We start from the raw sequence: 24947 nt of genomic DNA on the forward strand, positions 1-24947 counted from the left end.
TAAATTAAGTGTTTACTGCTAATAAAATATTGAGAATAAGATTAAATATTATTTTCTAGTCGCAGTTATCTCAGCTATTTTACAAATAACTTCAACAGCTTTCTGAATACTTTCTACTGGTACGTACTCATAACGTCCGTGGAAATTATGACCACCTGCAAAAATATTAGGACAAGGTAATCCCTTGTAAGATAATTGAGAACCATCAGTACCTCCTCTAATTGCTTTTATAAGAGGTTTTATACCTACAGCTTTCATGGCTTCTTCTGCAATATCAACAATATGCATTACAGGTTCTACCTTTTCTTTCATGTTAAAGTATTGATCTTTGATTTCAATTTCAAATACTTCACTTTCGTATTTTGTATTTAAATCTAAAACAATCTTTTCCATTAAAGCTTTACGAGCTTCAAACTTGTCTTTATCATGATCGCGAATAATATACTGAAGTGTTGTTTCTTCAACTTCACCTATCATATTATGAAGATGGAAAAAACCTTCGTAGCCTTCAGTCGTTTCAGGAGTTTCTAATTTAGGTAATGTGTTAATAAATTCTGATGCATAATACATTGAATTTATCATTTTACCCTTAGCATATCCAGGATGTACTATTTTACCTTTTACCTTAATTACAGCACCTGCAGCATTAAAATTTTCATATTCTAATTCACCAACTTGGCTACCGTCCATAGTGTAAGCCCAATCTGCTCCAAATTTTTCAACATCAAATTTATGAGCACCTCTACCAATTTCTTCATCTGGAGTAAAGCCAACTTTAATCGTTCCATGCTTTATTTCAGGATGATTAATAAGGTATTCCATTGCCGTTACAATTTCTGTAATTCCGGCTTTATCATCTGCTCCTAAAAGAGTAGTACCATCAGTTGTTATTAACGTTTGACCTTTATACAGTAGTAAATCTTCAAAATAATCTGGAGATAAAATAATGTTTTGTTCAGCGTTTAAAACAATGTCTTTACCATCGTAATTCTTAATAATTTGAGGTTTTACATTCGCTCCTGTAAAATCAGGAGAGGTATCAAAATGTGAAATAAAACCAATAGTTGGTACTTTGTGATCTACGTTACTTGGTAAAGTTGCCATGATATAGGCATTCTCGTCAATAGTAACGTCACTCAATCCAATACCTTTTAACTCTTCAACTAATTTATTAGCTAAATCCCATTGCTTAGGTGTGCTTGGGGTTGCTTCAGAGTTTGGGTCAGATTCTGTGTCTATAGTAACATAGCCTATAAAACGATCTATGATATGCTGCATAATAATATTTAAATTGATAAATTAAAGTTTAAATGTAATAACAGGAAGTTTAACATGGTTCACAACATCTTCAGAAATACTACCTCCAAAGAAAAGATTTAATCCTTTTCTTCCGTGTGTAATCACAGATACCGCATCTACATGTGCTCTCTTTATAAAGCTAGATATACCATCTTCTACGCTGTGGTCAGAGATACGAGCTATAGAAATATCATCGTCACTTAATTTTGCTTTTTCTAAAAATACAGCAATTTTTTCGTCAATTTCATCAGTACTTAAAAATCCTAAATTAGGAGTATTGATGTTTAACAATGATATTTTTTTTCCTAATATCTTTAATAACTCTAAAGCTTTTTTGATTGAAGGAACGCTTTCTTCAGAAAAATCAGTAGCTATTACAATATGTTCAAAATTAACAACTTTTGGTTTAGACTTAACGATTAAAACAGGTGTGTTGCTATGACGTACAACTTTTTCTGTGTTAGATCCTGTAAATACACCATCGTAATCATTATGCCCTCTAGATCCCATAACAATAAGATCAGCATCAATTTCAGTAGCTACAGCAGCAACTTCATTTAATACTTTAAGGTATTTTATCACCGGAGTAACAGTAAGACCTTCAAGATATGGTTGATCTAAAAAAGTATCAAATTGCTTTTTAGCTACCAAAAGCATAAAAGCATTTTCATCATTACGCTCAGTAATAGAAGCTGAGAAGATAGATTCAGACAATTCTAGCATGTGCATAACAATCAATTCTGCATTGTGTTGTTTTGCTATTTCTGCAGCTGTTTCTAGTGCATATTCAGAATGCTTTGAAAAATCAACAGGAACGATAATTTTTTTCATGATATTTTGATTTTGGTTTGGATTCCAAAGTTAGTAAAATTCCTAAGGAAAAATAATGATATATAACAGTTTCTGTTAAAATTAATAGGATTGTTTATCCTTTTTTATTAAGTTCAGATGCTTATTTTTGCACGGCAAAACTGTTATTATGTACAAAACTATTATTAGACCTATTTTATTTTGTTTCGATCCAGAAAAAGTGCATTATTTTACTTTTTCGTTAATTAGAACATTATCTAAAATCCCTGGAGTTAAAGGACTTTTTAGATCTATGTATGTCGTTGAAGATAAAAAATTAGAACGTCATTTATTTGGACTTACATTTAAAAACCCGGTTGGTTTAGCTGCTGGTTTTGATAAAAATGCGGTACTTTATAATGACCTTGCTAATTTTGGTTTTGGTTTTATTGAAATAGGAACGGTAACACCTAAAGCTCAAGAAGGGAATCCTAAACAACGTTTATTTCGTTTAAAAGATGATAAAGGTATTATTAACCGAATGGGTTTTAATAATGAAGGATTACAAGCTGCCATTGTTCAACTTAAGAAAAATAAAGGGCAGTTAATTATTGGTGGAAATATTGGGAAAAATACCCAGACGCTTCCTGAAGATTATACTAAAGATTACTTAGAATGCTTTAAAGCATTGCATCCTTATGTAGATTACTTTGTGCTTAATGTTAGTTGTCCTAATGTAGGGAGCCATGCTAAATTAAATGATAAAGACTATTTATTAGAATTAATAGGTGCTGTTCAAAAAGCAAATTTAGCGTTCAGTAAGCAAAGACCAATTCTACTTAAAATTGCTCCAGATTTAAATGAAGTACAATTAGATGAAATTATTGAGTTGATTGCAGAAACAAATTTAGATGGTGTTATTGCAAGTAATACTTCTGTAGATCGATCTGGTTTAAGAACACCTGAATCTAGATTGGAAGCTATTGGAAACGGAGGTTTAAGTGGACAACCTATAAAAGAGAAATCAACAAAAGTGATTCAATATCTAGCAACAAAAAGTAATAAAGCCTTTCCTATTATTGGAGTAGGAGGTGTGCATTCTGCTGAAGATGCTTTAGAGAAATTAGAAGCTGGTGCAGATTTAGTACAAGTTTACACAGGTTTTATTTATGAGGGTCCATCACTAATTAAACGAATTAATAAGGCTTTATTGAAGTAGGAATTCTTCAAAAAGTATATTTATAATAAATTTAATTCTAACGCTATACTTTATAATTGAATTACGATATTTTAATCTCTTTTGCTTTAGCTACTTCCATTTTAGCAATTTCGCCAGGACCAGATAATATTTTTGTTTTAATACAAAGTATCACTAACGGTAAATCTTATGGATTGGCAACTGTTTGTGGTTTAATGTCGGGTTGTTTAGTACATACAACACTACTTGCTTTTGGTGTTTCTGCAGTTATAAAAGCTAATGATCATTTATTTTTTGGCATTAAATTACTAGGTGCTTTTTATTTGTTGTATTTGGCTTATAAAGTTTTTATGTCAGATGCTGAACTCAACTTAGAATCTAATGTTTCCTCTAAAAGAAGCTTAAAGGGATTATTTGTAAAAGGCTTTTTTATGAATGTCCTCAATCCTAAAGTCGCGATTTTCTTTTTAGCCTTTTTCCCTGGTTTTTTGTTTAGTAAAACAATGAATACTGTAGTTCAATTTTATGTTTTGGGAGGTGTTTTTGTATTGGTTTCATTTATTGTTTTCTCTTCTGTGGCACTATTAGCAGGCCAGATTAAAACCTATACGGTAAAGCATAAAAATTCTGGATTGGTTTTAAAATGGTTGCAGATTATAGTGTTTGTAGGGATTGCGATATTCATACTGTTGTAAAATATGAAAATGCCTATATTTGACCTAATGAATAAAGCGGTTAAAATAATAGAATGTCCTAGAGATGCTATGCAAGGCATTAAGGATTTTATACCTACTGAAAAGAAAGTTCAGTACATTCAATCCTTACTTCGTGTAGGTTTTGATACTATTGATTTTGGTAGTTTTGTATCTCCAAAAGCGATTCCGCAAATGGTAGATACAGCTGAGGTTTTAGCACAGTTAGATTTAAGTAAAACCGAAAGTAAACTCCTTTCTATCATTGCTAATACAAGAGGTGCAAATGATGCCTCTAAGCATAAAGAAATTGATTATTTAGGGTTTCCGTTTTCTATATCAGAAAACTTTCAGATGCGTAACACACATAAAACCATTGCAGAATCTGTGGTTACACTTTCTGAAATTTTAGAAATTGCAGATAAGAGTAATAAAGAAGTTGTAGTATACATTTCTATGGGTTTTGGTAACCCTTACGGTGATCCTTGGAATGTAGATATTGTAGGAGAGTGGACGGAACGTTTGTCTAAAATGGGAGTTCGTATTTTGTCTTTAAGTGATACCGTAGGAAGTTCTAATCCTGAAAATATAGAGTATTTATTTTCAAATTTAATTCCGCAGTATTCTAATATAGAATTTGGAGCACATTTACATACCACACCAACATCTTGGTTTGAAAAAGTAGATGTAGCTTATAAAGCTGGCTGCCGTCGTTTTGATGGCGCTATTCAAGGATTTGGAGGTTGCCCAATGGCAAAAGATGATCTAACAGGTAATATGCCTACTGAAAAAATGTTCTCATATTTTACGCAGAAAAAAGCACACGATCTTAATGCCATGTGTTTTGAGAGTTCTTATAACGAAGCGACTAAGATTTTTAAAAAATATCATTAAAAAGTAAAACCCTCACATATTCTTTGTGAGGGTTTTATAATTTTATATTATTAAAATAATCGACTACTTTAAGACTAGTTTCTTAGTGACACTATTATTTCCAGAAGTAAACTGTAAGACATAGATACCGCTAGCTAATGAAGACAAATCAAGAGATTTGTTGTAAAACCCTGAGTTTGTATTTAAGCTCGTTTGATATACTTTTTGACCTGTACTAGAATAGATTTTAATTGTATTTATAGAAGCGGTTAGTTGTTCCTCGTCATAAACCAGATTAACAGTTTTATCTGTTGTTGGGTTTGGGTAAATTGATAATTGAGTAGTATTGGCAAAATCTTCAATACTTAGACTTTCTTGTTGGTTAGTATAAACTTTAGTTATTGGTTCATTATCACTATTAAGACCACTTAAAACAAAGTCTAAATCTCCATCGTCATCGTAATCTGTCCAATCGGCAGAACTAACGTATGTACCATAAATTCCTATTTCAGCATTTGTGTCTTCATATAAAATTCCATTAGTATTTTTATAAAATTTAGCATGTGGAACTGTGTTAGAATCTGCACCAGATAAAAATAGGTCTAAATCTCCATCATTATCATAGTCTACAAAATTAGAAGCTCCCCAATAAAGTTGCTCTAATGTAACTGTAGTATTTTCTGTAAAGTTTCCGTGCTCATCATTGTTATATAATACTGTATAAGGAGCATAAGAAGAATTAAAACCAGATATTAATATATCGATATCTCCATCATTATCATAGTCAGCTGCGCTAGATGTTGAGAAATATACATCCGCTAATACTGCAGTACTTTCTGTAAAAATAGCAGTTCCGTCATTAAGATATAGTTTGGATTCTGGAATATAGCTGCTACTAAACCCTGTAAGTAATACGTCTATATTACCGTCATTATTAGCGTCGAATGTGGTAATACTACTATAAGTACTTCCAAAAAAAGGAGCTGTAGATTCTATAAAATCGCCTTCTACATTTTGTAAATATAACTTTGCAATATTATCATAGTTAGCATCAGACCCAGTTATAATTATATCATCTAATCCATCATTATTTAAATCCTCTATTTTTATTTTTCCATTAGTTGTTCCTTGAATATCTATATCTTGAATTGTATATGAACCATTTCCGTCACTTACATATAAAGTACTAGCTCCTTCATCATATGAGTTATATCCTATGATAATAAAATCGCTAACTCCATCATTATTATAGTCTAATTTTCCTATGGATGAAAAGTAATAAGGTTCAATAGTAATAGGTAATAATCCTATACTCCCTGATTGATATGAATAGAGTGCTGAAAAAGCCTCATAATTAGTGTCATATCCAGAAAGCAATAATTCTTCTTTATCAGTATTGTCTATATTTATCCATTTTGCTTCTCCGTATAAAATACCTGTTAAATTTATTTCAGTGTTTTCGGTAAATTGTTGCGAATAAGTGCTTTGTAATATTGTAATAAATGCTATTAATATGAATAGTTTTTTCATAATGTTATATTAACTTTAATTCTTTTATTTAGAATGATTCTAAGGTTTGTTTTTTTCGAAAAAAGAGAAGAGTTAATTTAAACTCTTCTCTTTCTATGATTAATTTATTGAGGTTACTTTAAAATAAGCTTCTTAGTCACACTATTATTTCCTGAAGTAAATTGTAAGACATAGATACCACTAGCTAATGAAGATAAATCAAGGGATTTATTATAAAACCCTGAGTTTATATTTAAGCTAGTTTGATACACTTTTTGACCTGTAGTTGAGAAAATAGAGACTTCATTGTTATTTGAAGCTAATGTATTTACATCATAAATTAAATTTACTTTTTTGTCTGTTGTAGGATTTGGATACATTCCGAAAGCAACAGAACTATTTACATCTTCGATACTTAAAGCATTCGTTACATTTTCAAAAGCAAAAGAAAGGTTTCCTGTACTGCTTCCTTCAAAGGCTGTAAAATACAATCTGTAAATAGCGTCGTCTGCATATTTTATGTAATAAGCCTGATTAGAGCTTACATCGTAAGCCCAAGCATCATTTAAATCTTTCCAATCGTAACCAATAGTATTGATGTCATCAGAATAAGTTAATGTTGGGTTTGCTGGCATACCATTAACTTCATCATTTTGTGCCACAGTAACTTCATCACTATGTAAAACACCTGTTACTGGGTAGAAAAAACTTCCGTCACCAAAATAATCGTTTGCATATTTAGTGAATACAAAATCCCAATCAGCAATTGCAGGTTCAGCGACAACCTCTTCATTATTTTGTAAAGAGTAATAATTAAATTTATTTTCTGGATTATTTGTATTAGAAACCGTTGCAGTTTGGTCTTCGCTCCAAGTTGAAGTTTCGGCGTTCCAAGTGGCATACTTAAAAGTATAACCAGCAGCATAGCTTTCATTAATGAACTTTCTATAGGTTCCGTCTGCATATTTTAAAACAAATACAATAGATCCTACCACAGCATGAGTTGAAGGGTTGTATTCTCCAAAACCATAAGAAGCAGAACCTTGTTCAAAAGCGCCGCCACTCCAAGTGGTTTCACTGTTTTGAAGTGCTGTCCAATTAGCTTCATTTGTTACATCAATAGAGCTATAACTTGCAGCTGTGTTTGCAGCTTCAAAGACTTCAATACCAATACCGCTATTTACTCGCATACCGAATTCGAATGCACTTGTTCTTAAGAACGCTATATCCCATGAGTTTGCTGTAACAGATGTTGCTGTTTCTGTGCTTAATTTATAATAAATTTGATCTGAATAAGAGGGTTGCATTGATAAATCAACGACGGTTTCTTGTGCATTAGCTGTAATAAAGAATAATACTACGGTTAAAAATTGTAAAATTGTTTTCATGTCTTAAATTTTTATATGTTAATTTGGATTAAATAAAAATAACTTGTTGGGTTTTAAAAAAACCACCTCCGTAGAGATGGGTTTTTCAATTATATTATCTTATGACTTTTTGATTAGTTATCATTTACTAATAACTCATACTGAAATTGAGGATAACCGCGTTCACCTGTTTCGCTTTCTACTGCAGTAAACCTTAATTTATAGTAGTTACCATTATTGTCTTTTACAATATAGTATCTCCCTTCTGTTACTGAAGTTTCCCCTGTTGTGTAATCTAGACTTCTCCAATCACTACCAACTACGGCACGATCGGTATATACTAAACTAGATTCATTAACATCTGTTAATGTGAAATCCGTATAGCTTGGTGTTATGTCATCTTCAACGTTAATTTCGTATAAACTTACGCCACCTAGTGTGTTGTGTAGGGTATAATCCGAGTAGGTTAACCCTGCTGCTAAAGAACCTTGATTACCATAATAAGAAAATACACCTCCCAAATCGATATCCCAATCCGATGATTCTGGTTCTACACTAACAATTAGTCCATCTGTTAAACTTACCGCAGTAAGGTTGTAGTTGCTATCTTTTGTGACAACAATTTCAGAATAATCAACAGTATTGCTCAATTCTGCGTATTGAATAGTGTAGCTACTTCCATTAGATAAAACTCTAACTTTCATATAACCTCGAGGTTCACCAGTTGTGTTTAATGTGCCATTGTTAGTTGTTGGTATGTCGTTACCTAAATTCACAATGTAAACGTTATTTTCACTATCTGTAGTGGAAATCTCCCCGAATGCTGTGCCTGTTAATTCACCTTCTTTACTATCCGTAAATGAAATACCAGCATCTAAATCTCCATATTGGTAATAGCTAACAGGAAGCCCTTGCATCAGCTCAGTTACTGTAGAAATCGTTATCGTAGTTGGTGTAAATGTTTGATCTAATGCGTTTAAAGTTAATGGAGAAACTAAAGAAGTAGATGCTGTAACCGAAGTGATATCAGTAATCCCTTCTAATTCTGCTGCTGAAACTAATAGAGCATTATTTAAGTATACTCTGTTTTCAGAACCATTATATACAGCAATTTCCCATGAGTCTCTACGTGAAACCACTTGGTTACCTGTACTTAAATCGACATATACACGGTTTGGCTGATTAAAGCCACCAACTTCAGGATCTATAATTCCACCTGTAGACGGTGGCGTAGTTGTTGTCGATGAAACATCATCATCATTGCTACAACCTGTAAATAGGGCAACTCCTATAAATAGTATTAATGTTAAAAATTTGTTTATCATAATTGTTAGTGTTTAAAATTTAATTTATATGAAAGTTTTAAAAAATAAGATCGGCCATTACCGATTAATCGTGATGTTGATGTTGAGCTTGTATGCGCTCCAGACGAGGCAGCAGTATTTATATTTACAACATCAAGAATATTTCTAGCTCCGAGTGTAGCCTCGATATTAGGCGTAATTTTAGTCCGGATGGAGGCGTTTAGCCAAGTAAAAGATTCTGTTACACCAGTAAATGTATTGCCATCGTTGTCACTAAACAGTGCTTCGGTTTCACCTGTGTATTTTAATTGCGCAGAAACTGTAGTATTCCAGCTTGGTAGTTGGTAAGCTAAAGACGTTTGAAGATTAAAACTCCATAAATAGTCAGTGTCATTAGATTCAGATTCTTGGATGTTATTTTTAACTCCGAGATAGGTGCCTCCAAGACCAATATTCCAGTTTTTATAAATGAAACTATTATCTAAGGTAAACCCTAAACGTGAGCTATAATCGATATTGTCTTGTGTGAATAAGGTTCTACCATCAGCATCTTCTGTCGTAATACTAGCAATAGCATCTTTTAAATAGATATGAAAAAAATTGAAGTTGGTCTTTAAATACCCTTCTTTCTCTATTTTAAAGTTGTCTTTTAAATTAATAAAAACCGAAATACCATCTTCAGGTTGTAGGTCTTCGTTTCCTTGTACGTTATGATTGGCATCTACAAAATAAAAGAATAGTTCCTCAAAATTAGGGGCTCTGTAAGCCGAGCCCACAACTGCTTTTAATTTAAGTGTTTCAGTGAAATTGTAATTAGAAGATAATGACCAAATTAAGTGATTATTAAATTGTGTACTACTTGTAAACCTTGCACCAGGATGTATTGAAAGTTTTTGAGTGGGTTGAAACTCAGCAATCCCGAATAACTCGTAATTAGTGATTGTGTTTTCTACAACCTCATTAGAATAAGCTCCAGACGCATTAGCATCAAACCCAGACTGATTGGTAAACTCGTAACCAAGTTGTAAATCAAACCAACGCGATTGCTCGACAATATTATTTATAAAAGCTTTAGAATACCATACTTCACTAGATTGGCTTAATGCATCGGTTTCTACAGATTGTGTTTGTTGTTCAAATATGTTGTAAACTAACTCTTTATAGTTCCGTTTTTGATTTTGATAGGACAACGAAAAATTATATTGCGTCGCACCATTTAAAGAACCTGAAACATTTAGGTTATTAACCCATCGATCTGTTTTATAGTTTTCATCTAATGCCGTTGGGTTTAATTGGCCGTTTTCATATCTCCCGTTAACACTATGGTTATAGATATCTAAATCCTCATTAAAATATTGTAATTTGTAAAATATATTGTGTTTACCTAAGTCTAAATCTACATTGGCAGAAGCCGTAATTTGTTCTTTAGGATTCCATTCCGTCCCACGTAAACTGTCATTAACCACTAAATTATCTTCAATATTGACATAGTTTTGGCCTTTATACCCATTGTAATACCCTGCAAAATCATTTCTAGAAACACCAAAAGTGTAGGATAGCTTTTCATTTACTTGATTTGTGGCTCTAAAATTTTGAATGTGTCTCCCTTCATCAAAAAACTCAAATTCATTACCTACAGTTTCTTCCTGTAAAGCCATTTGTAATTGCCAACCGTCTTCTTTTAAACCGCGTTTGGTAATTATATTTATGACACCAGCAACAGCGTTATCACCATATAATACTCCCATTGAGCCTTCTACGATTTCAACACGTTCTACATCATCTATATTTAGTTGCGAAATATCAATGTTATTTCCAAGACCGTTATCGCTAACCATAGGAATACCATCAAGTAAGATCTTTACATACTGTCCATCTAATCCAAATAAACTCACTGTAGAACGTCCTGAAGATGCATCTGGGTTTACGGTAATATTTAAGTTGTTAAATAAGATATCCGCTAAATTGGCTCCTGCTACATTATCAATATCAGATCTCTTAATTGTACTTACCGTAAATAGTTTCTTACTTACAGCAGTAATATTACTTTCGCCTACAACAACGACTTCTTTTAATTTTTCAGTTGCAGTGCTGTCTCGCTTTTTGTCTTGCGCATTTAAGAAACAACTTAAAAAAAGTAAAAAATAAAATGGATTTTTATTTTTAATTAGACTCATTCTATATAAATTTGTCACAAATATATAATCTTATTTTAATTCATTCTAAATAAGAATAGTTTTTTTAATTTTTTTTCAAACACAATAATAAAATCTAACAGATGAAGAAATTCGTTCCAGTATTATCTATTATTCTAGCACTCTCTTTAAGTGCTAATGCTCAAAAGAAAAAGACACAAGATCAAGAATCCATTAAAGAAATGTGTGGTTGTTTTGAGGTGACTTTTAATTTTACTGAGACTTTCAATTACAGTAATGATTCACTTTATAGACCTTCAGAAACTAAAGTAGATAGAGGGTTAGAGTGGGCACAGTTAGTAGAGGACGATTCTAATAAAATATCTATTCAACATTTATTACAAGTAGGAAATCCAGATGATCCAATGATTATTAAACATTGGAGACAAGATTGGTTGTTTGAGAATCAAGATTTTTATATGTACAATGGTGATAATAATTGGACGTTTGAAAAAAAATCTAAAGACGATGTAAAAGGACAATGGACACAAAAAGTGTATCAAGTAGATGATAGTCCACGTTATGAAGGTTCTGGATCTTGGGTACATGTAGATGGAAAAAATTATTGGGAAAATACTACAACAGCACCATTACCAAGACGAGAATACACTAAACGTAGCGATTACAACATAACATTAAGAGGTAACCGCCACGAAATTACTAACTTTGGCTGGGTACATGACCAAGACAATGAAAAAGTAGTGCGTGTAGCAGGATCTGAAGATGTAATTATAGCGAAAGAAAAAGGTTATAATACCTATAAAAGAGTTGACGAAAGTAGATGTCAAGCTTCAAAAGATTGGTGGAAAGCACAAGAAGGAAAATGGAAATTGGTAAGATCTAAATGGGATGATGTATATGGAAGAGATAAAGATCTAACATTAGAAGAAAAAGTGGATAATAAAGTATTGTATAAATACTTATTTGATGACGAAATCACTGCAGAAAAAGAAATTAATAGTATTATTGAATCTTTTGTAAAATAAGATTAAAAATAAACATTTATATATGAAAACAATTAAGTCCGTAGTAGTATTACTTCTTGTCATATTGGCATTACCTGCTTTTGCACAGAAGAAGAAGGAAAACATCTTTTTAAATCGTGATTTTTGGGGAACAAAACCAAGTGTAGAAACGGTTAAAGCAAAGATAAAAGAAGGGAATAATCCTTCAGAATCAAATAAGGCTAGTTTTGATGCTGTTGTTTTTGCTACTTTACAAGACACACCGTTAGAAACCATTAAATTTCTTTTATCTCAAAAAGGGAATGATGTAAATAAACTAACTCACGATGGTAGAACTTACATTTTTTGGGCAGCATATAATGGTAACGATGAATTAGTAAAATACCTTTTAACAACAGGAGCTAAAACAGACATTACGGATGATAAAGGAAGTTCTATAATTAATTTTGCAGCTTCAGCAGGACAACAAAACACTAAAGTTTACGACCTTATTCTAGAAAAAGGAGTCAATTTAAAAACAGACTTAACACCAAGTGGTGCAAATGCTTTATTATTAGCAGCGCCAAGTGATAAGGATTTTAAACTTGTATCTTATTTTCAATCTAAAGGATTAGATATTAAAAGTGTTGATAAAAATGGAGACGGAATTTTTAATTATACAACTAAAACAGGTCATATTGACGCTTTAAAATCTCTTGTTAAAAAAGGATTGATAGGTACAGATCAGGCTTTTGTTTTTGCGGCTAATGGTGCAAGAAGATCATCTAATGGAATAGAGGTTTATGAGTATTTAGAAAGTATTGGTTTAAATCCCAATACAACAAATAAAGAAGGAGTATCACCGTTACATATTTTAGCTGCAAGAAGTAAAGATGTAAACATCATTAAGTATTTGCTTAATAAAGGACTAGATGTTAACCAAAAAGATCATAAAGGAAATACGCCTTTTATTAATGCGGCTTCAAATAATAATTTAGAGGTTGTAAAAGTATTGTCTTCAGGCCTAAACAATATAAACGATGCTAATAGAAAAGGGCAAACGGCCTTAAGTTTGGCAGTGGGTGGCAACGATGTAGATGTTGTAGCATTCTTAATTGCAAATAAAGCCAAAACAAATTTGTTAGATGCAGACGGAAATAATCTAGGTTACTACCTTATTGATTCTTATTCAGAAAGAAACAAAAAGCAATTTTACAGTAAAAAAGAGTTCTTGAATAAGAGTAAAGTAGATTTAACTGCTACTCAAAAAAATGGAAACACATGGTTTCATTTAACTGCCGAAAAAAATAGTTTGGAGTTGTTAAAAATAGCATTAGAGATGAAACAAGATATCAATGCTAAAAATAATGAAGGAAACACAGCATTGCATTTAGCGGCTCTAAAAGCTAAAGATGACAGTGTTTTAAAATTTCTATTAAAAAATGGTGCTAAGAAAGATGTTGTGACAGATTTTGAAGAGTCTGCTTACGACTTAGCTAAAGAGAACGAGTTATTAGCTAAGAATAACGTTTCAGTTGAATTTTTAAAGTAATATAATTTTAAATATGAAGAATATAAAACTTATAATTTTAGTCTTTACTATAGCTTTTGGCTTGGTATCTTTTAATACCTTATCTGAATCTTCAAAGTATAAATGTATGATTCAAATGACAAATTATACAGGTGAAGGTGCCTATATTGTCATTTCATTATTAAATCCTGAAGGTGAATATGTAGAAACCCTTAATGTTATCGGTGATGATGATGAATGGTATAATACCATTGAGTCTTGGTGGGATTTTTACGGTAAAAAGCGAAACGATATCGATGCTATTACAGGAGCAACGGTAAGTGGAGGTCAGCGTACGATAAATGTCATTGAAATAGATAACGACAAATTAGACAAAGGCTATAAACTTCGCTTTGAATCTGCAGTTGAAGATCAAGAATATTACGAGAGTGATGTAGAAGTAGAGTTAACTTCAGCTAATGTAAAAAGTAAAGTAGAAGGTAAAGGATTTATCCGTTACATACGTATGATGCCTCAATAAAAGCAATGCATATGACCCTTTCTATTTGGAGATTTAGTCACTTTATGTTGGCTTTGGTGTCTTCTCTTTTTATTGTTTTAGCTTCCATAACTGGTACCATTTTGGCTTTCGAGCCTATTTCTAATCAGTTGGAATCTTATCAAATTAATGAGGACACAACTTTAGCCACAACGATAGAAAGTTTAACTAATAGTTATGACGAAATTATTACCATCTCAACGGATGAAAATGATTTTGTCATAGCATCGGTTATTACAAATGAAGGTGATAGTGAAACCTTTTACATCAACCCAGAAACAGGGGAGAAGTTAGGTGAGCTTATTGAAAAATCACCACTTTTTAAGTTTACCACTAATTTACACCGTTCTTTATTTCTAAAATCTACAGGACGTTTTATTGTAGGTTTGGTGTCGTTTTTTTTAATATTAATGGCTATTACAGGTTTGGTATTAATAGCCAAAAGACAAGGCGGAATTCGTCGGTTTTTCTCTAAAATAGTTAACGAGAATTTTGAACAATATTATCACGTAGAATTAGGACGTTGGTTTCTAATTCCTGTGATCATTGTCGCATTTACAGGTGTCTATTTATCATTAGAAAAGTTTTCTCTTTTACCAGAATCAAATATTACGCATACTTATCCTGAAGATGTATCTGAGGATATAGATAAAATACCATTTTCAGATTTCGAAGTTTTTAAGGCCACACCAATCTCTGAAGTTGAAAATTTAGAATTTCCTTTTTCTGATGATGTAGAAGATTACTTTTTTATCACATTAAAAGGTAGCGAACTTTTAGTCAATCAGTTTTCTGGAGAAATTGTAAGCGAACAGCGGTATCCTTTGGTTCATATGTTATCGCAATGGAGTTTGTTTCTGCATACAGGCCAAGGCACTATTTTATGGTCTATTGTTTTAGCATTGGTTGGTGTTGTCTTGTTATTCTTTATTTATTCTGGTTTTGCTATGACTTTAAAACGTAGAAAGTCAGCAGTAAAAATTAAGAATAAATTTAAAAAAGAAGACGCAGAATATATTATTCTAGTAGGTTCAGAAACAGGAAGTACATTTAATTTTGCAATTTCATTTTACAAAGCTTTATTAGTTTTAGGCAAGAAGGCATACATCACAGAGTTAAATCAATATGCGACATATCATAAAGCAAAAGAGCTCATCATTTTTACAGCAACTTATGGCGAAGGAGATGCGCCAATAAATGCAACTAAATTTGAAAAGTTATTGGGAACAATTCAAAATTCTACGTTAGATTATTCTGTAGTTGGTTTTGGTTCTTTATTATATCCTGAATATTGTAAATACGCAGAAGAAGTTGATGAGCTGCTAAATGTGCATCCAAATTTTAATCGAAAATTAGAATTAGTAAAAATCAATAATCAATCTTTTGAAGCCTTTAAAAATTGGGTTTTACAATGGAATACCGTTTCTAATCAAAATCTGGTTATTACACAACCGACAGAAAAATTAAATTCAAAATATACACGAACGTTTAAAGTGGTAAAACGAACGGAGTTAAATATAGATGATACTTTCTTGTTGCAGTTAAGGCCATTAAAGAAGATTAAATTTCAGTCTGGTGATTTACTAGCATTTAAGCCTAATGAAGATGAAGCTGCCAGAGAATATTCAATTGCCAAAGTAGAAGGAGATATTCTTTTGAGTATTAGAAAACATGACAAAGGGTTGTGTTCATCTTATTTCAGCACATTAAACAAGGCTGATACTATTACAGCAACGATAAGTGAAAATAAAGAATTTCATTTACCTGTTAAAACAAAAGATGTCATTTTAATAGCCAACGGAACCGGTATTGCACCATTTCTTGGCATGATTAACGACAATAAAAAACAGAAAAACATACACTTGTTTTGGGGAGGACGAACCAAGACCTCTTTAGAATTGTATGCTGGTTTATTAGAAGAAGCAAAAAAGCAACAGAAACTAAACCAATTACAAATCGCATTTTCTCAAGAACAAGCAGAGAAAATTTATGTTCAAGATCTTTTAATTCAAAATGAAGAATTTATTGCAAAACACTTCCAGCAAAATGGAGTAGTCATGATTTGTGGGGCTATAGCCATGCAGAACCGTGTTTTAGAAGTTTTAAATAATATTACCACAGAACAACTCAACAAGCCATTAAGCACGTTTGAAAGTAACGGACAAATTAAAATGGACTGTTATTAAAAAAGAGAATTTATGTGTCATAATATAAAAGTTTTATCAAAAGTCAGTAATGGTGAATTGTCTATATGTAAAGACTGTAATATTTACCATTTAGAGTTTAATAATATCTATTTCGAATTTACGCAACACCAATATCATCTGTTTAAAAACTACTTATTATCAATTGAAGAAGATTATTGGGAAGAAATGTATGCAGATGCAAAAGTGAAACGAAAAATTCCCATACCATCAATTCAAGAGAATTTGGTTTTAATGTTTAATAAACAAGAAATACTAGAGCTAAAAGCACTTTTTTGTCATAGAGGTAATGTTTATGAAAATGAAATAACCTTAATTGATATTGATTATACTTTTATTTTGAATTAAGATGGATGAGATTGAGTTAATTTATGGTAATTATTTAGGGGTTTCATTCTTTTTAAAACGGTGTACAGTTGATCAATGTAACAAAATACAATTGGTGTTTAACAAAGTTGCTTTTGATATTACAGTTTCAGAATTGAAGCATTTACAGCAAACTATTAAATCTGCCATGAAAAATTTAGAACAACTTGATTGTCTAAATTTAGCTGATAAATTAAAAAGGATTCCTGTATTATTAAAAAGCGATAAGGAAGTTCTCTTTAATTATCAAGAATTAAAAATTTTTAAAAACCTTATAGATGGTACTATTTTCAATTTAAATTTTGATTCTGTAATGGAACGTTTATTATCTGCTTAAATTTTATTTAAAATTAATCTAAATTAGCTTTGTGTTAATTGTTTTCTGTTTTAAGTTTGCACCTTATAAAATAATACTAATTTTTTATGTTTAAAAAAGCATTAATTTTCTTAACAATTATTCTTGTAGCGATTGCTTGTAGCTCTTCAGATGATAGTACAGGTAGCAATAATGTAGATGATGGTTTTGACCGTACAGCACTTTTAACTAACGTTGCCGATAATATTATTATACCAGCATTTCAAGACCTACAAAGTAAACTTTCGGCTTTAGATACAGCAAAAGAGGACTTTCTTAATGATAAATCTACGACTAATTTAGAAACACTAAGTGATACTTGGTTAGAGGCTTATAAGGTTTGTCAACACGTACAAATGTTTAATATTGGTGAAGCTGATAATGTTGGAGGTAGTGAAGAAAGAGGTTTTGTAAGTTTCTTTAATATTTATCCTGTTACAGTTGCAGATATTGAAAATGGAACATCTTCAGAAGATTATGACTTAAATACCTCTGATTATTTTGATGCACAAGGTTTTCCTGCTTTAGATTACTTAATTCATGGTGTTGCAACAGGTGATGCGTTACCTTTAGATAAGTTTACTACTAACAGTGATTTTAATGAATATTCAGCCTATTTGACTGATGTAATGGCACAAATGATTACAAAAAATAATGCTATTGTTAATAATTGGGAATCTAGCTACAGAAATACATTTATAGCAAATACAGATAGTGGTCTTAATGGCTCTTTTAACATGTTAGCTAATGATTTTCTTTTCTTTTATGAGAAAGGATTTAGAGCAGAAAAATTTGGTATTCCTACAGGTGTTTTTTCTAATGGAGGAACGCTTCCAGAAAAAGTAGAAGCTTACTATAAAAGTGACGTTTCTAAGGAATTAGCTTTAGAGGCTTTAACAGCTATAGAAGATGTTTTTAATGGTGTTAGTTATACTAATAATACCAGTGCAACGTCTATTAATACGTATTTAGAATTTTTAGGTAATGAAGCGTTGGTTGCAGATATTAACAATCAGTTTGTAGCGGTAAGAAATGCTATTAATGGTTTAAATTCTAATTTTTCTCAGCAAGTTATAGATAATAATATTCAAATGAATGCAGCTTATGATATTATACAAGCAGCAGTTCCGAAGTTAAAAGTTGATATGGCGCAATCTTTAAATATTGTTATAGATTTTAATGACAGTGATGGAGATTAATCTTTTTTTTTAATAAAACACTAGAGGTTGTCTTATGGCAACCTCTTTTTGTATTACATATAGAAATGCTAACTAAAATAAAAACATACTTAGATACAAATACTAACGCAGCACCTTTGTCTGTTTTTAGAATAGGTTTTGGTGTTATGATGTTAGCAAGTATTATAAGATTCTGGTCTTATGGTTGGATTGAAAAATTATATCTAGAACCTAAATTTCACTTTACTTTTTATGGTTTTCAATGGATAAAACCTATAGGGAATTATACTTATTTATTATTTGCAATATGTGGTTTAGCGGCATTTTTTGTCCTCATAGGATTTAAATACAGAATTGCTATTATTACATTTTTTCTAAGCTTTACTTACATAGAATTAATGGATAAAACCACCTATTTAAACCACTACTATTTCATAACAGTATTAAGCTTTTTAATGTGTTTTTTACCTGCTAATGCCTATTTTTCTTTAGATGCATTAATTCGTAAAAAGCAGTATAAACAAATTCCTAAATGGACAATAGATAGCGTTAAACTATTACTTGGTACAGTTTATTTATACGCTGGTTTGGCTAAATTAAATAGTGACTGGTTATTTAAAGCTATGCCATTAAAAATATGGTTACCATCTAAATACGATATTCCCATTATAGGAGAAACTTTAATGCATAAAGATTGGTTTCATTTTGCGATGAGTTGGTCTGGAATGTTTTACGATTTAGCAATTCCATTTTTACTACTCTATAAAAAAACAAGAACCTTAGCTTTTATAATAGTGGTTATTTTTCATGTGTTTACTAGGATTTTATTTCCAATTGGGATGTTTCCTTATATCATGATTGTTTCTACATTAATATTTTTTGATGCTACTTTACACGAGAAAATTTTAAATATTTTTAGAAAAGGGATTTCGTTTTTAAAATTCAAAACAATAGCATTATCAGATCAGGCATATCGCTATTCTTACAGAAAATTAGTGCATCCAATTTTAATAGTGTTTTTTGCATTGCAATTGGTGTTTCCATGGCGGTATTTAGTGTATCCAAACGAATTATTTTGGACCGAAGAAGGCTTTCGTTTTTCATGGCGTGTTATGCTAATGGAAAAGGCTGGTTATGCTAATTTTAAAATTGTAAATAGCGAAACCAATGATTTTTTCTATGTAGATAATACTGATTTCTTAACGCCTTTTCAAGAAAAGCAAATGAGTTTTCAGCCCGATTTTATTCTAGAATATGCCCATTATTTAGGCGATCATTTTAAAAGTCAAGGCCATCAAAATATACAAGTTTTTGTAGATTGTTATGTGGCATTAAATGGACGGTTAAGTCAACCTTATATCGATCCTAAAATAGATTTATACAAAGAAAAAGAATCATTTAAACATAAAAACTGGATACTACCATTCAATGATGAAATTAAAGGTTTATAATATATTAATCGTTTTATTAGTTTCAATTTCGACTGCTTTATCTCAAAATAAAGTATCAGGAATTGTAACTGAAAGTGAAACAAATAGTCCATTAGCTAATGTTGAAGTTTTTGAAAAATCTTCAGGGATGTTAGCAAAAACAGATGCTTCAGGTTATTTTGAGTTTACTACTAATAAAGAGAAGTTAACAATAGTGTTCTTTTCTTATGAATTTCAAGTTATAGAAGTTGAAGCTTTGATTAATGGTGAAACAAAAATTAACCAGAAATTAATACCAATAGGAGAGGAATTAACTGCAGTAGAGATCACTTCACGTAAATCTAAAGTCTTTGAATTAAGTCGCTTACGAGATGTGGAAGAAACTGCTATCTATGCAGGTAAAAAATCAGAAGTTATTTTGGTAGATCAGTCCATGGCTAATTTAGCAAGTAATAATGCCAGGCAAATTTATAGCCAAGTAGCCGGATTAAACATTTTTCAGAATGATGATGCTGGCTTACAATTAAATATTGGTGGTCGTGGTTTAGATCCCAACCGAACTTCTAACTTTAATACACGGCAAAATGGTTATGATATTAGTGCAGATGTTTTAGGATATCCAGAAAGTTATTATACACCACCAGCTGAGGCTTTAGAGCAGATCCAAGTTGTACGTGGTGCAGCATCATTGCAATATGGAACACAATTTGGAGGACTCGTAAATTTTAAGTTTAAAGAGCCTAACCCTAACAAACCTATAGAGTTTGTAATAAGAAATACAATAGGAAGCAACGGACTTTATACCAATTTTACCAGCTTAAGCGGTACCAAAAACAAGTTTAGTTATTATACTTATTTTAATTATAAAAAGGGAGATGGTTTTAGACCAAACTCAGAATTCGAATCTAAAAATGCTTTTTTACACTTAGGATATCAATTATCAGATAAAACTAAGATCTCTGCAGAGGTAACTTATTTACATTATTTAGCGCAACAGGCAGGTGGTTTAAGTGATGCGATGTTTAATGACGATGCTTTTCAAAGTAATAGAACACGTAATTGGTTTCAGGTAGATTGGTTATTGTATAATTTTAAATTAGCACATAAGTTTTCAGAAAAAACCAATTTTACATTTAACTTTTTTGGTTTGGATGCAGAACGTAATGCATTAGGTTTTAGAACTAACCGACAGGATATACCTGACGATTTTAATGAACGCGATTTAATTAAAGGAGAATATAATAATTTTGGTTTTGAAGCCAGATTATTAAGTAAATACAAGCTTTTTGGTAAAGATGCTACAGGTTTAATTGGTTCTAAATTTTACAAAGCAAATAACACTTCTATTCAAGGACCCGGAAGTGATGGTATTGGTCCCGATTTTGATTTACAAACAGAAACTTACCCTAATTACGCCAGCCAATCTAATTTTACCAATCCTAATCTAAATATTTCTGTTTTCGGAGAAAATATTTTTTATCTCAATGATAAATGGTCTATAACACCTGGTTTTAGAGCTGAATATATAAAGACCGAAAGTGATGGTTTCTCTAAACGTATTAATTTAGATGGAGCAGGTAATGTAATTTTAAACGAAACCATATATTCCGATGATTTAAACGAGCGTTCTTTTGTATTGTTTGGCTTAGGCGGAAGCTATAAACCTAATGATAATGTAGAGTTTTATGCCAATGCCTCTCAGAATTATAGATCAGTTACGTTTTCAGATATCAATTTAGTGAACCCTAATTATAGTGTTAGACCTTTAGTTGATGAAACAGGATTAACAGCAGATATAGGATTTAGAGGGAATTATAAAGATGTTGTTTCTTTCGATTTTAGTGCTTTTAGCCTTTTTTATAACGACAGAATAGGAATTACTTTAGAAGTGCAAGAAGATAATAGCGTTACTAAAGTTAGAGACAATATAGGAGATGCTTTTATTTATGGATTAGAGTCTTTGATAGATTTTGATTTGAATAAACTCTTCATACAAAATAGTAAGTATAGACTGAATTACTTTGTGAATACTTCCATTATTAATTCAGAATATATAAAGTCAGAAGAAACAGGAGTAGAGGGTAATAAAGTAGAATTTGTACCACAGCTAAATATAAAAACAGGCTTGCGTTTTGCTTATGAAAACTTTCAGGCAAGTGTTCAATATACGTATTTAGAAGAACAGTTTTCTGATGCAACCAACTCTGGTAATGATCCACTTGGTAGTTCTGGGATAATAGGTTTAATTCCTTCTTATGATATTTTAGACTTATCTCTATCTTATCAATACAAACAGTTTAAATTAGAAACAGGAATTAATAATGTTTTAGATAATACTTACTTTACCAGAAGAGCCACAGGATATCCTGGCCCAGGTATATTACCATCATCACCAAGAAATTGGTACCTTACTTTAGATATTAAAATTTAGTGGTAGATTTAGAGTTAAATAGCGAGTTTTAAGCATTTATTTTACTCGTAAATGAAGCTTTATATGGCATTTAAATAAACCATCTTGTTTATGGCTTATAATGTTGCTTTTCCTATAACAATGGTGTTATAAAAAAGAAAACTCATTCCGTTTTACACTAAGTATAGTATAAAACGAAATGAGTTTTAAAGATAATTTTATAAGTGTTTTATAGAAATGAATTAACTATGAAACGCTTAAAATAATAGATGATTTTTAATCACCATCAGTATCCGTTGTTGTAATAACAATAGATAAAATACTTCTTACATCTACAGCAAATAAAATACGTAAATCTTCTAATTTAGAATGAAGATCTTCAACTAAAGAATGATTAACCTCTACAGCTTCACTTAATGGAATTGTTATAGCATCGAGAGCTGCGTAAATTTCTGTTATCTTAGTTTGTATAGCATCATTTAAATCTGTGGTATTAGTTATAGAAAATACATAATCATCAACACCTAATCCATTTGGGTTAAAATAGGCTGTTTCTACACTTTTTACACTAGCTTCTACTAAAGCTTTAGAAGTAGTGCTATAATATGCTTGAGCTAATTCAGGATTGATAACTTGTGAGTTTTCTAAACCAGCAGGCTTTCCTACTTTAGTTGTTTTAGTAACATCTATGGCGTTATACATTCCATTATAATATTGGTTAAAGGAACCTTGAATACCAGAATCGTCATTATTAATAAAAACAGTCGCATAATCTTCACTAGGATCGCTCCATATATCCTGAAGACGTTCTGCTCTTGAAGTAAGATAAACTGAAGATAATCTTAAATAATCTCTGCGTTTTTCAGAATTAATAAAACCAGAATTAATAGTTGTTAAATCTTCTGCAAATAATAAATACTCTAATGCAGCTAATGATTTAGCTTGTGCACTAATAGTTGCCATAAAATCAGCATCTATAGTATCATTATCAGAGATAAAAAACTCAATAGCACCACTTACTGTTGGCCAATTATAAATAGAAGAATTTATAAATTGACTTCTAGCAGTACCAATATGGTGTACATAAGTTTTTTCATAAGCAATAGCCGTCAACTTCCATTGTTCTCTTGCGATCTCTAAATTTGCTTCAGTAGTATTATTTACATAATCGCTTATGTTTTGTTCGAATGTATTTGCAGAATTTGTAAAAGTAGCAATAGAAGGTACAATTTGCTGATTTGTTACATCGGATAATAAGTCCTTAACTTTAAATCCATCATTAGAACTATCATCATTACTATTACAAGCAAAAAAGAGAAGAGTGCTTATAGTGAGCGTTAGAAATAAATGTTTTTTCATATTAATTTTTATAAGGAGTTAACGAAATCTATAACGCTTTCACGTTCTTCTTGCGATAAGTTTTTAAATGCATTTTTAATGTTTTCAGCTTCACCACCATGCCAAAGTATAGCTTCTTCTATATTTCTTGCACGACCATCATGTAAGAAAAATGTATGGTTATTCACAGTTGAAATTAGACCTATTCCCCATAACGGTTGTGTTCGCCATTCATTGCCATTAGCATCAAAATCTGGTCTATTATCGGCTAAGTCATCACCCATATCATGTAATAAAAAATCAGAATATGGTTTTATTGTCACCCCTTCTAAAAGCGGATGAATTTCTGAAGTTCCTGTTGTTTGATTAATAGCATGGCAACTAACACAATTTAATTCATTAAAGAGTGCTTTTCCGTTTAATACAGATTGTTCTGTAAAATTCCTTCTGTTTGGTACAGCCAAAGTACCTTGATAAAATAGAACTTTTTCTAATTGATCATCGGTAACTTCTGGGTCTCCTCCGTTTGGTGCATCTATACAATCTTGTTGTGGAGAAGGACAATTGTTTTCAGTAAATAAAGAAGTGGTTAAACCCATATCTCCATGAAAAGCACCAGCAATTTGTTGTTTTAATGAAGGCATATTAGATTTCCAACCAAACCGTCCTAATTTATCAGTACCAGATGCTACATCATAAACATAATTTGGTTTACCCGAAATACCATCATTGTTAGTGTCAAACTCATCGACGTTTAGTAAAATTTGCTCTTCAGGTATAGCACTTATTAATCCTAGTCCAATAGTTTGTGTTGCTACTCTAGGAGACATTAATACACCAGCTAGGCTACCAAACTGTTCTTCACTAAAAGAATAAATTGGTTTTTGTAGTTGGTACGATGTACCATCTGCATATTCACCATCAATAGTTTCATAAGTAGCGATCACTTTTGCTTCAAAAGGAATACCATTATTAGATATATCTTGTATTTGTGTACTATAACTTGGTACAGGGTTTGGGTTTCCAAAAGCATCTTCCCCAGGTAAGCTAACACGCATTAAAAAACCATTAGAGTTTTCTCCATTAACAAGAGGTCCACCACGTCCATCTTTAAAGTGGCAACCAGCACATGCCCTCGCATTAAATGTTGGTCCTAAGCCATCTCTCCCTGTTGTAGAAGCAGGAGAGGAGACCCAATTTTGATTAAATAATGAGTTTCCGGTAGAAAATTGTCCGATTTCAGAAAAAGATAAACCATCTATTTCAAAACCAAATGCATTAGAACTAGTACTATTAACACCTAAAGAACCAGATAAATACTCTTCTCCTTCTTCATATGTATTTACAACAGCAGAGTAATTGTTGTCGTCAGAGTCACAGGATAAAAATCCTATAATTATCATTAAAAAAATGATGTTTTGTTTTCT

Annotated in this window: 20 protein-coding genes; 12 read left to right on the forward strand and 8 right to left on the reverse strand. The window is 31.4% G+C overall.

The window, feature by feature from the left end; translation table 11 throughout:
* Nucleotides 1-48: 48 nt before the first annotated feature.
* Both pepT and HSX10_RS03905 read right to left on the reverse strand, forming a co-directional pair.
* Nucleotides 49-1278 (reverse strand): peptidase T, encoded by a 1230-nt coding sequence (gene pepT / locus HSX10_RS03900; RefSeq protein WP_173586897.1) that lies wholly within the window; start codon nt 1276-1278, stop codon nt 49-51.
* A gap of 21 nt (nt 1279-1299) precedes the next feature.
* On the reverse strand, nt 1300-2130 hold the full coding sequence (locus HSX10_RS03905) for a universal stress protein (protein WP_173586898.1): 831 nt from the start codon (nt 2128-2130) through the stop codon (nt 1300-1302).
* 148 nt (nt 2131-2278) lie between these two features.
* Between HSX10_RS03905 and HSX10_RS03910 the strand changes: the two genes are divergently transcribed.
* Genes HSX10_RS03910 through HSX10_RS03920 form a run of 3 tightly spaced genes read left to right on the forward strand, consistent with a single transcriptional unit; the run spans nt 2279 to nt 4872 of the window.
* Complete coding sequence (locus tag HSX10_RS03910) at nt 2279-3307, forward strand: quinone-dependent dihydroorotate dehydrogenase (protein ID WP_173586899.1); 1029 nt, start codon at nt 2279-2281, stop codon at nt 3305-3307.
* Between the two features lie 56 nt (nt 3308-3363).
* Nucleotides 3364-3981: a LysE family translocator gene (locus tag HSX10_RS03915; RefSeq protein ID WP_173586900.1), complete on the forward strand. Its 618-nt coding sequence runs from the start codon at nt 3364-3366 to the stop codon at nt 3979-3981.
* Nucleotides 3982-4008: 27 nt separating this feature from the next.
* Nucleotides 4009-4872: a hydroxymethylglutaryl-CoA lyase gene (locus HSX10_RS03920; RefSeq protein ID WP_173587027.1), complete on the forward strand. Its 864-nt coding sequence runs from the start codon at nt 4009-4011 to the stop codon at nt 4870-4872.
* Nucleotides 4873-4935: 63 nt separating this feature from the next.
* On the opposite strand, the gene HSX10_RS03925 is transcribed toward HSX10_RS03920, so the two are convergent.
* The 4 genes from HSX10_RS03925 to HSX10_RS03940 form a co-directional block, all read right to left on the reverse strand.
* The gene (locus HSX10_RS03925; RefSeq protein WP_173586901.1) at nt 4936-6381 is read right to left on the reverse strand and encodes a T9SS type A sorting domain-containing protein; all 1446 of its coding nucleotides are present in this window, start codon (nt 6379-6381) and stop codon (nt 4936-4938) included.
* Between the two features lie 113 nt (nt 6382-6494).
* On the reverse strand, nt 6495-7748 hold the full coding sequence (locus HSX10_RS03930; protein WP_173586902.1) for a T9SS type A sorting domain-containing protein: 1254 nt from the start codon (nt 7746-7748) through the stop codon (nt 6495-6497).
* 113 nt (nt 7749-7861) lie between these two features.
* Complete coding sequence (locus tag HSX10_RS03935; protein WP_173586903.1) at nt 7862-9052, reverse strand: HmuY family protein; 1191 nt, start codon at nt 9050-9052, stop codon at nt 7862-7864.
* A gap of 5 nt (nt 9053-9057) precedes the next feature.
* Nucleotides 9058-11208, reverse strand: coding sequence for a TonB-dependent receptor plug domain-containing protein (locus HSX10_RS03940; RefSeq protein ID WP_173586904.1), 2151 nt, complete (start codon nt 11206-11208; stop codon nt 9058-9060).
* Nucleotides 11209-11309: 101 nt separating this feature from the next.
* Between HSX10_RS03940 and HSX10_RS03945 the strand changes: the two genes are divergently transcribed.
* The 9 genes from HSX10_RS03945 to HSX10_RS03985 all read left to right on the forward strand — a co-directional run bounded on the left by HSX10_RS03945 (nt 11310) and on the right by HSX10_RS03985 (nt 22203).
* Nucleotides 11310-12212 (forward strand): DUF6607 family protein, encoded by a 903-nt coding sequence (locus HSX10_RS03945; protein WP_173586905.1) that lies wholly within the window; start codon nt 11310-11312, stop codon nt 12210-12212.
* Nucleotides 12213-12234: 22 nt separating this feature from the next.
* On the forward strand, nt 12235-13722 hold the full coding sequence (locus HSX10_RS03950) for an ankyrin repeat domain-containing protein (RefSeq protein WP_173586906.1): 1488 nt from the start codon (nt 12235-12237) through the stop codon (nt 13720-13722).
* A gap of 13 nt (nt 13723-13735) precedes the next feature.
* Nucleotides 13736-14221, forward strand: coding sequence for a DUF2271 domain-containing protein (locus HSX10_RS03955; protein ID WP_173586907.1), 486 nt, complete (start codon nt 13736-13738; stop codon nt 14219-14221).
* Between the two features lie 11 nt (nt 14222-14232).
* Nucleotides 14233-16425, forward strand: a complete 2193-nt coding sequence (locus HSX10_RS03960) for a PepSY domain-containing protein (protein ID WP_173586908.1) — start codon at nt 14233-14235, stop codon at nt 16423-16425.
* Between the two features lie 12 nt (nt 16426-16437).
* Nucleotides 16438-16791: a DUF6686 family protein gene (locus HSX10_RS03965; protein ID WP_173586909.1), complete on the forward strand. Its 354-nt coding sequence runs from the start codon at nt 16438-16440 to the stop codon at nt 16789-16791.
* A gap of 1 nt (nt 16792) precedes the next feature.
* Nucleotides 16793-17146: a DUF6686 family protein gene (locus HSX10_RS03970; protein WP_173586910.1), complete on the forward strand. Its 354-nt coding sequence runs from the start codon at nt 16793-16795 to the stop codon at nt 17144-17146.
* An 86-nt stretch (nt 17147-17232) separates the two neighbouring features.
* A complete protein-coding gene (locus HSX10_RS03975) occupies nt 17233-18363 on the forward strand; it encodes an imelysin family protein (RefSeq protein ID WP_173586911.1) in 1131 nt (376 codons plus the stop codon).
* Between the two features lie 65 nt (nt 18364-18428).
* Nucleotides 18429-19793, forward strand: a complete 1365-nt coding sequence (locus HSX10_RS03980; protein ID WP_173586912.1) for an HTTM domain-containing protein — start codon at nt 18429-18431, stop codon at nt 19791-19793.
* Complete coding sequence (locus HSX10_RS03985; protein WP_437344040.1) at nt 19771-22203, forward strand: TonB-dependent receptor domain-containing protein; 2433 nt, start codon at nt 19771-19773, stop codon at nt 22201-22203. Before HSX10_RS03980 ends, HSX10_RS03985 begins: the two co-directional genes overlap by 23 nt.
* A gap of 255 nt (nt 22204-22458) precedes the next feature.
* Here the strand turns inward: HSX10_RS03985 and HSX10_RS03990 are convergent, their stop codons facing one another.
* On the reverse strand, nt 22459-23541 hold the full coding sequence (locus HSX10_RS03990; RefSeq protein ID WP_173586913.1) for an imelysin family protein: 1083 nt from the start codon (nt 23539-23541) through the stop codon (nt 22459-22461).
* A gap of 8 nt (nt 23542-23549) precedes the next feature.
* Nucleotides 23550-24923: a di-heme oxidoreductase family protein gene (locus HSX10_RS03995; RefSeq protein WP_173586914.1), complete on the reverse strand. Its 1374-nt coding sequence runs from the start codon at nt 24921-24923 to the stop codon at nt 23550-23552.
* Nucleotides 24924-24947 lie beyond the last annotated feature (24 nt).

It is taken from the genome of Winogradskyella undariae, from assembly GCF_013285155.1.
GTDB classification, from domain to species: Bacteria; Bacteroidota; Bacteroidia; order Flavobacteriales; family Flavobacteriaceae; genus Winogradskyella; species Winogradskyella undariae.

Bases quoted from the DNA above. Each gene is read 5' to 3' on its own strand.
- HSX10_RS03955 (WP_173586907.1), top strand. From the start codon at position 13,736: ATGAAGAATATAAAACTTATAATTTTAGTCTTTACTATAGCTTTTGGC.
- HSX10_RS03935 (WP_173586903.1), bottom strand. From the start codon at position 9,052: ATGATAAACAAATTTTTAACATTAATACTATTTATAGGAGTTGCCCTA.
- HSX10_RS03980 (WP_173586912.1), top strand. From the start codon at position 18,429: ATGCTAACTAAAATAAAAACATACTTAGATACAAATACTAACGCAGCA.
- HSX10_RS03940 (WP_173586904.1), bottom strand. From the start codon at position 11,208: ATGAGTCTAATTAAAAATAAAAATCCATTTTATTTTTTACTTTTTTTA.
- HSX10_RS03925 (WP_173586901.1), bottom strand. From the start codon at position 6,381: ATGAAAAAACTATTCATATTAATAGCATTTATTACAATATTACAAAGC.
- HSX10_RS03930 (WP_173586902.1), bottom strand. From the start codon at position 7,748: ATGAAAACAATTTTACAATTTTTAACCGTAGTATTATTCTTTATTACA.
- HSX10_RS03990 (WP_173586913.1), bottom strand. From the start codon at position 23,541: ATGAAAAAACATTTATTTCTAACGCTCACTATAAGCACTCTTCTCTTT.
- HSX10_RS03970 (WP_173586910.1), top strand. From the start codon at position 16,793: ATGGATGAGATTGAGTTAATTTATGGTAATTATTTAGGGGTTTCATTC.
- HSX10_RS03975 (WP_173586911.1), top strand. From the start codon at position 17,233: ATGTTTAAAAAAGCATTAATTTTCTTAACAATTATTCTTGTAGCGATT.
- HSX10_RS03945 (WP_173586905.1), top strand. From the start codon at position 11,310: ATGAAGAAATTCGTTCCAGTATTATCTATTATTCTAGCACTCTCTTTA.
- HSX10_RS03960 (WP_173586908.1), top strand. From the start codon at position 14,233: ATGACCCTTTCTATTTGGAGATTTAGTCACTTTATGTTGGCTTTGGTG.
- HSX10_RS03920 (WP_173587027.1), top strand. From the start codon at position 4,009: ATGAATAAAGCGGTTAAAATAATAGAATGTCCTAGAGATGCTATGCAA.
- pepT (WP_173586897.1), bottom strand. From the start codon at position 1,278: ATGCAGCATATCATAGATCGTTTTATAGGCTATGTTACTATAGACACA.
- HSX10_RS03910 (WP_173586899.1), top strand. From the start codon at position 2,279: ATGTACAAAACTATTATTAGACCTATTTTATTTTGTTTCGATCCAGAA.
- HSX10_RS03905 (WP_173586898.1), bottom strand. From the start codon at position 2,130: ATGAAAAAAATTATCGTTCCTGTTGATTTTTCAAAGCATTCTGAATAT.
- HSX10_RS03995 (WP_173586914.1), bottom strand. From the start codon at position 24,923: ATGATAATTATAGGATTTTTATCCTGTGACTCTGACGACAACAATTAC.
- HSX10_RS03985 (WP_437344040.1), top strand. From the start codon at position 19,771: ATGATGAAATTAAAGGTTTATAATATATTAATCGTTTTATTAGTTTCA.
- HSX10_RS03950 (WP_173586906.1), top strand. From the start codon at position 12,235: ATGAAAACAATTAAGTCCGTAGTAGTATTACTTCTTGTCATATTGGCA.
- HSX10_RS03965 (WP_173586909.1), top strand. From the start codon at position 16,438: ATGTGTCATAATATAAAAGTTTTATCAAAAGTCAGTAATGGTGAATTG.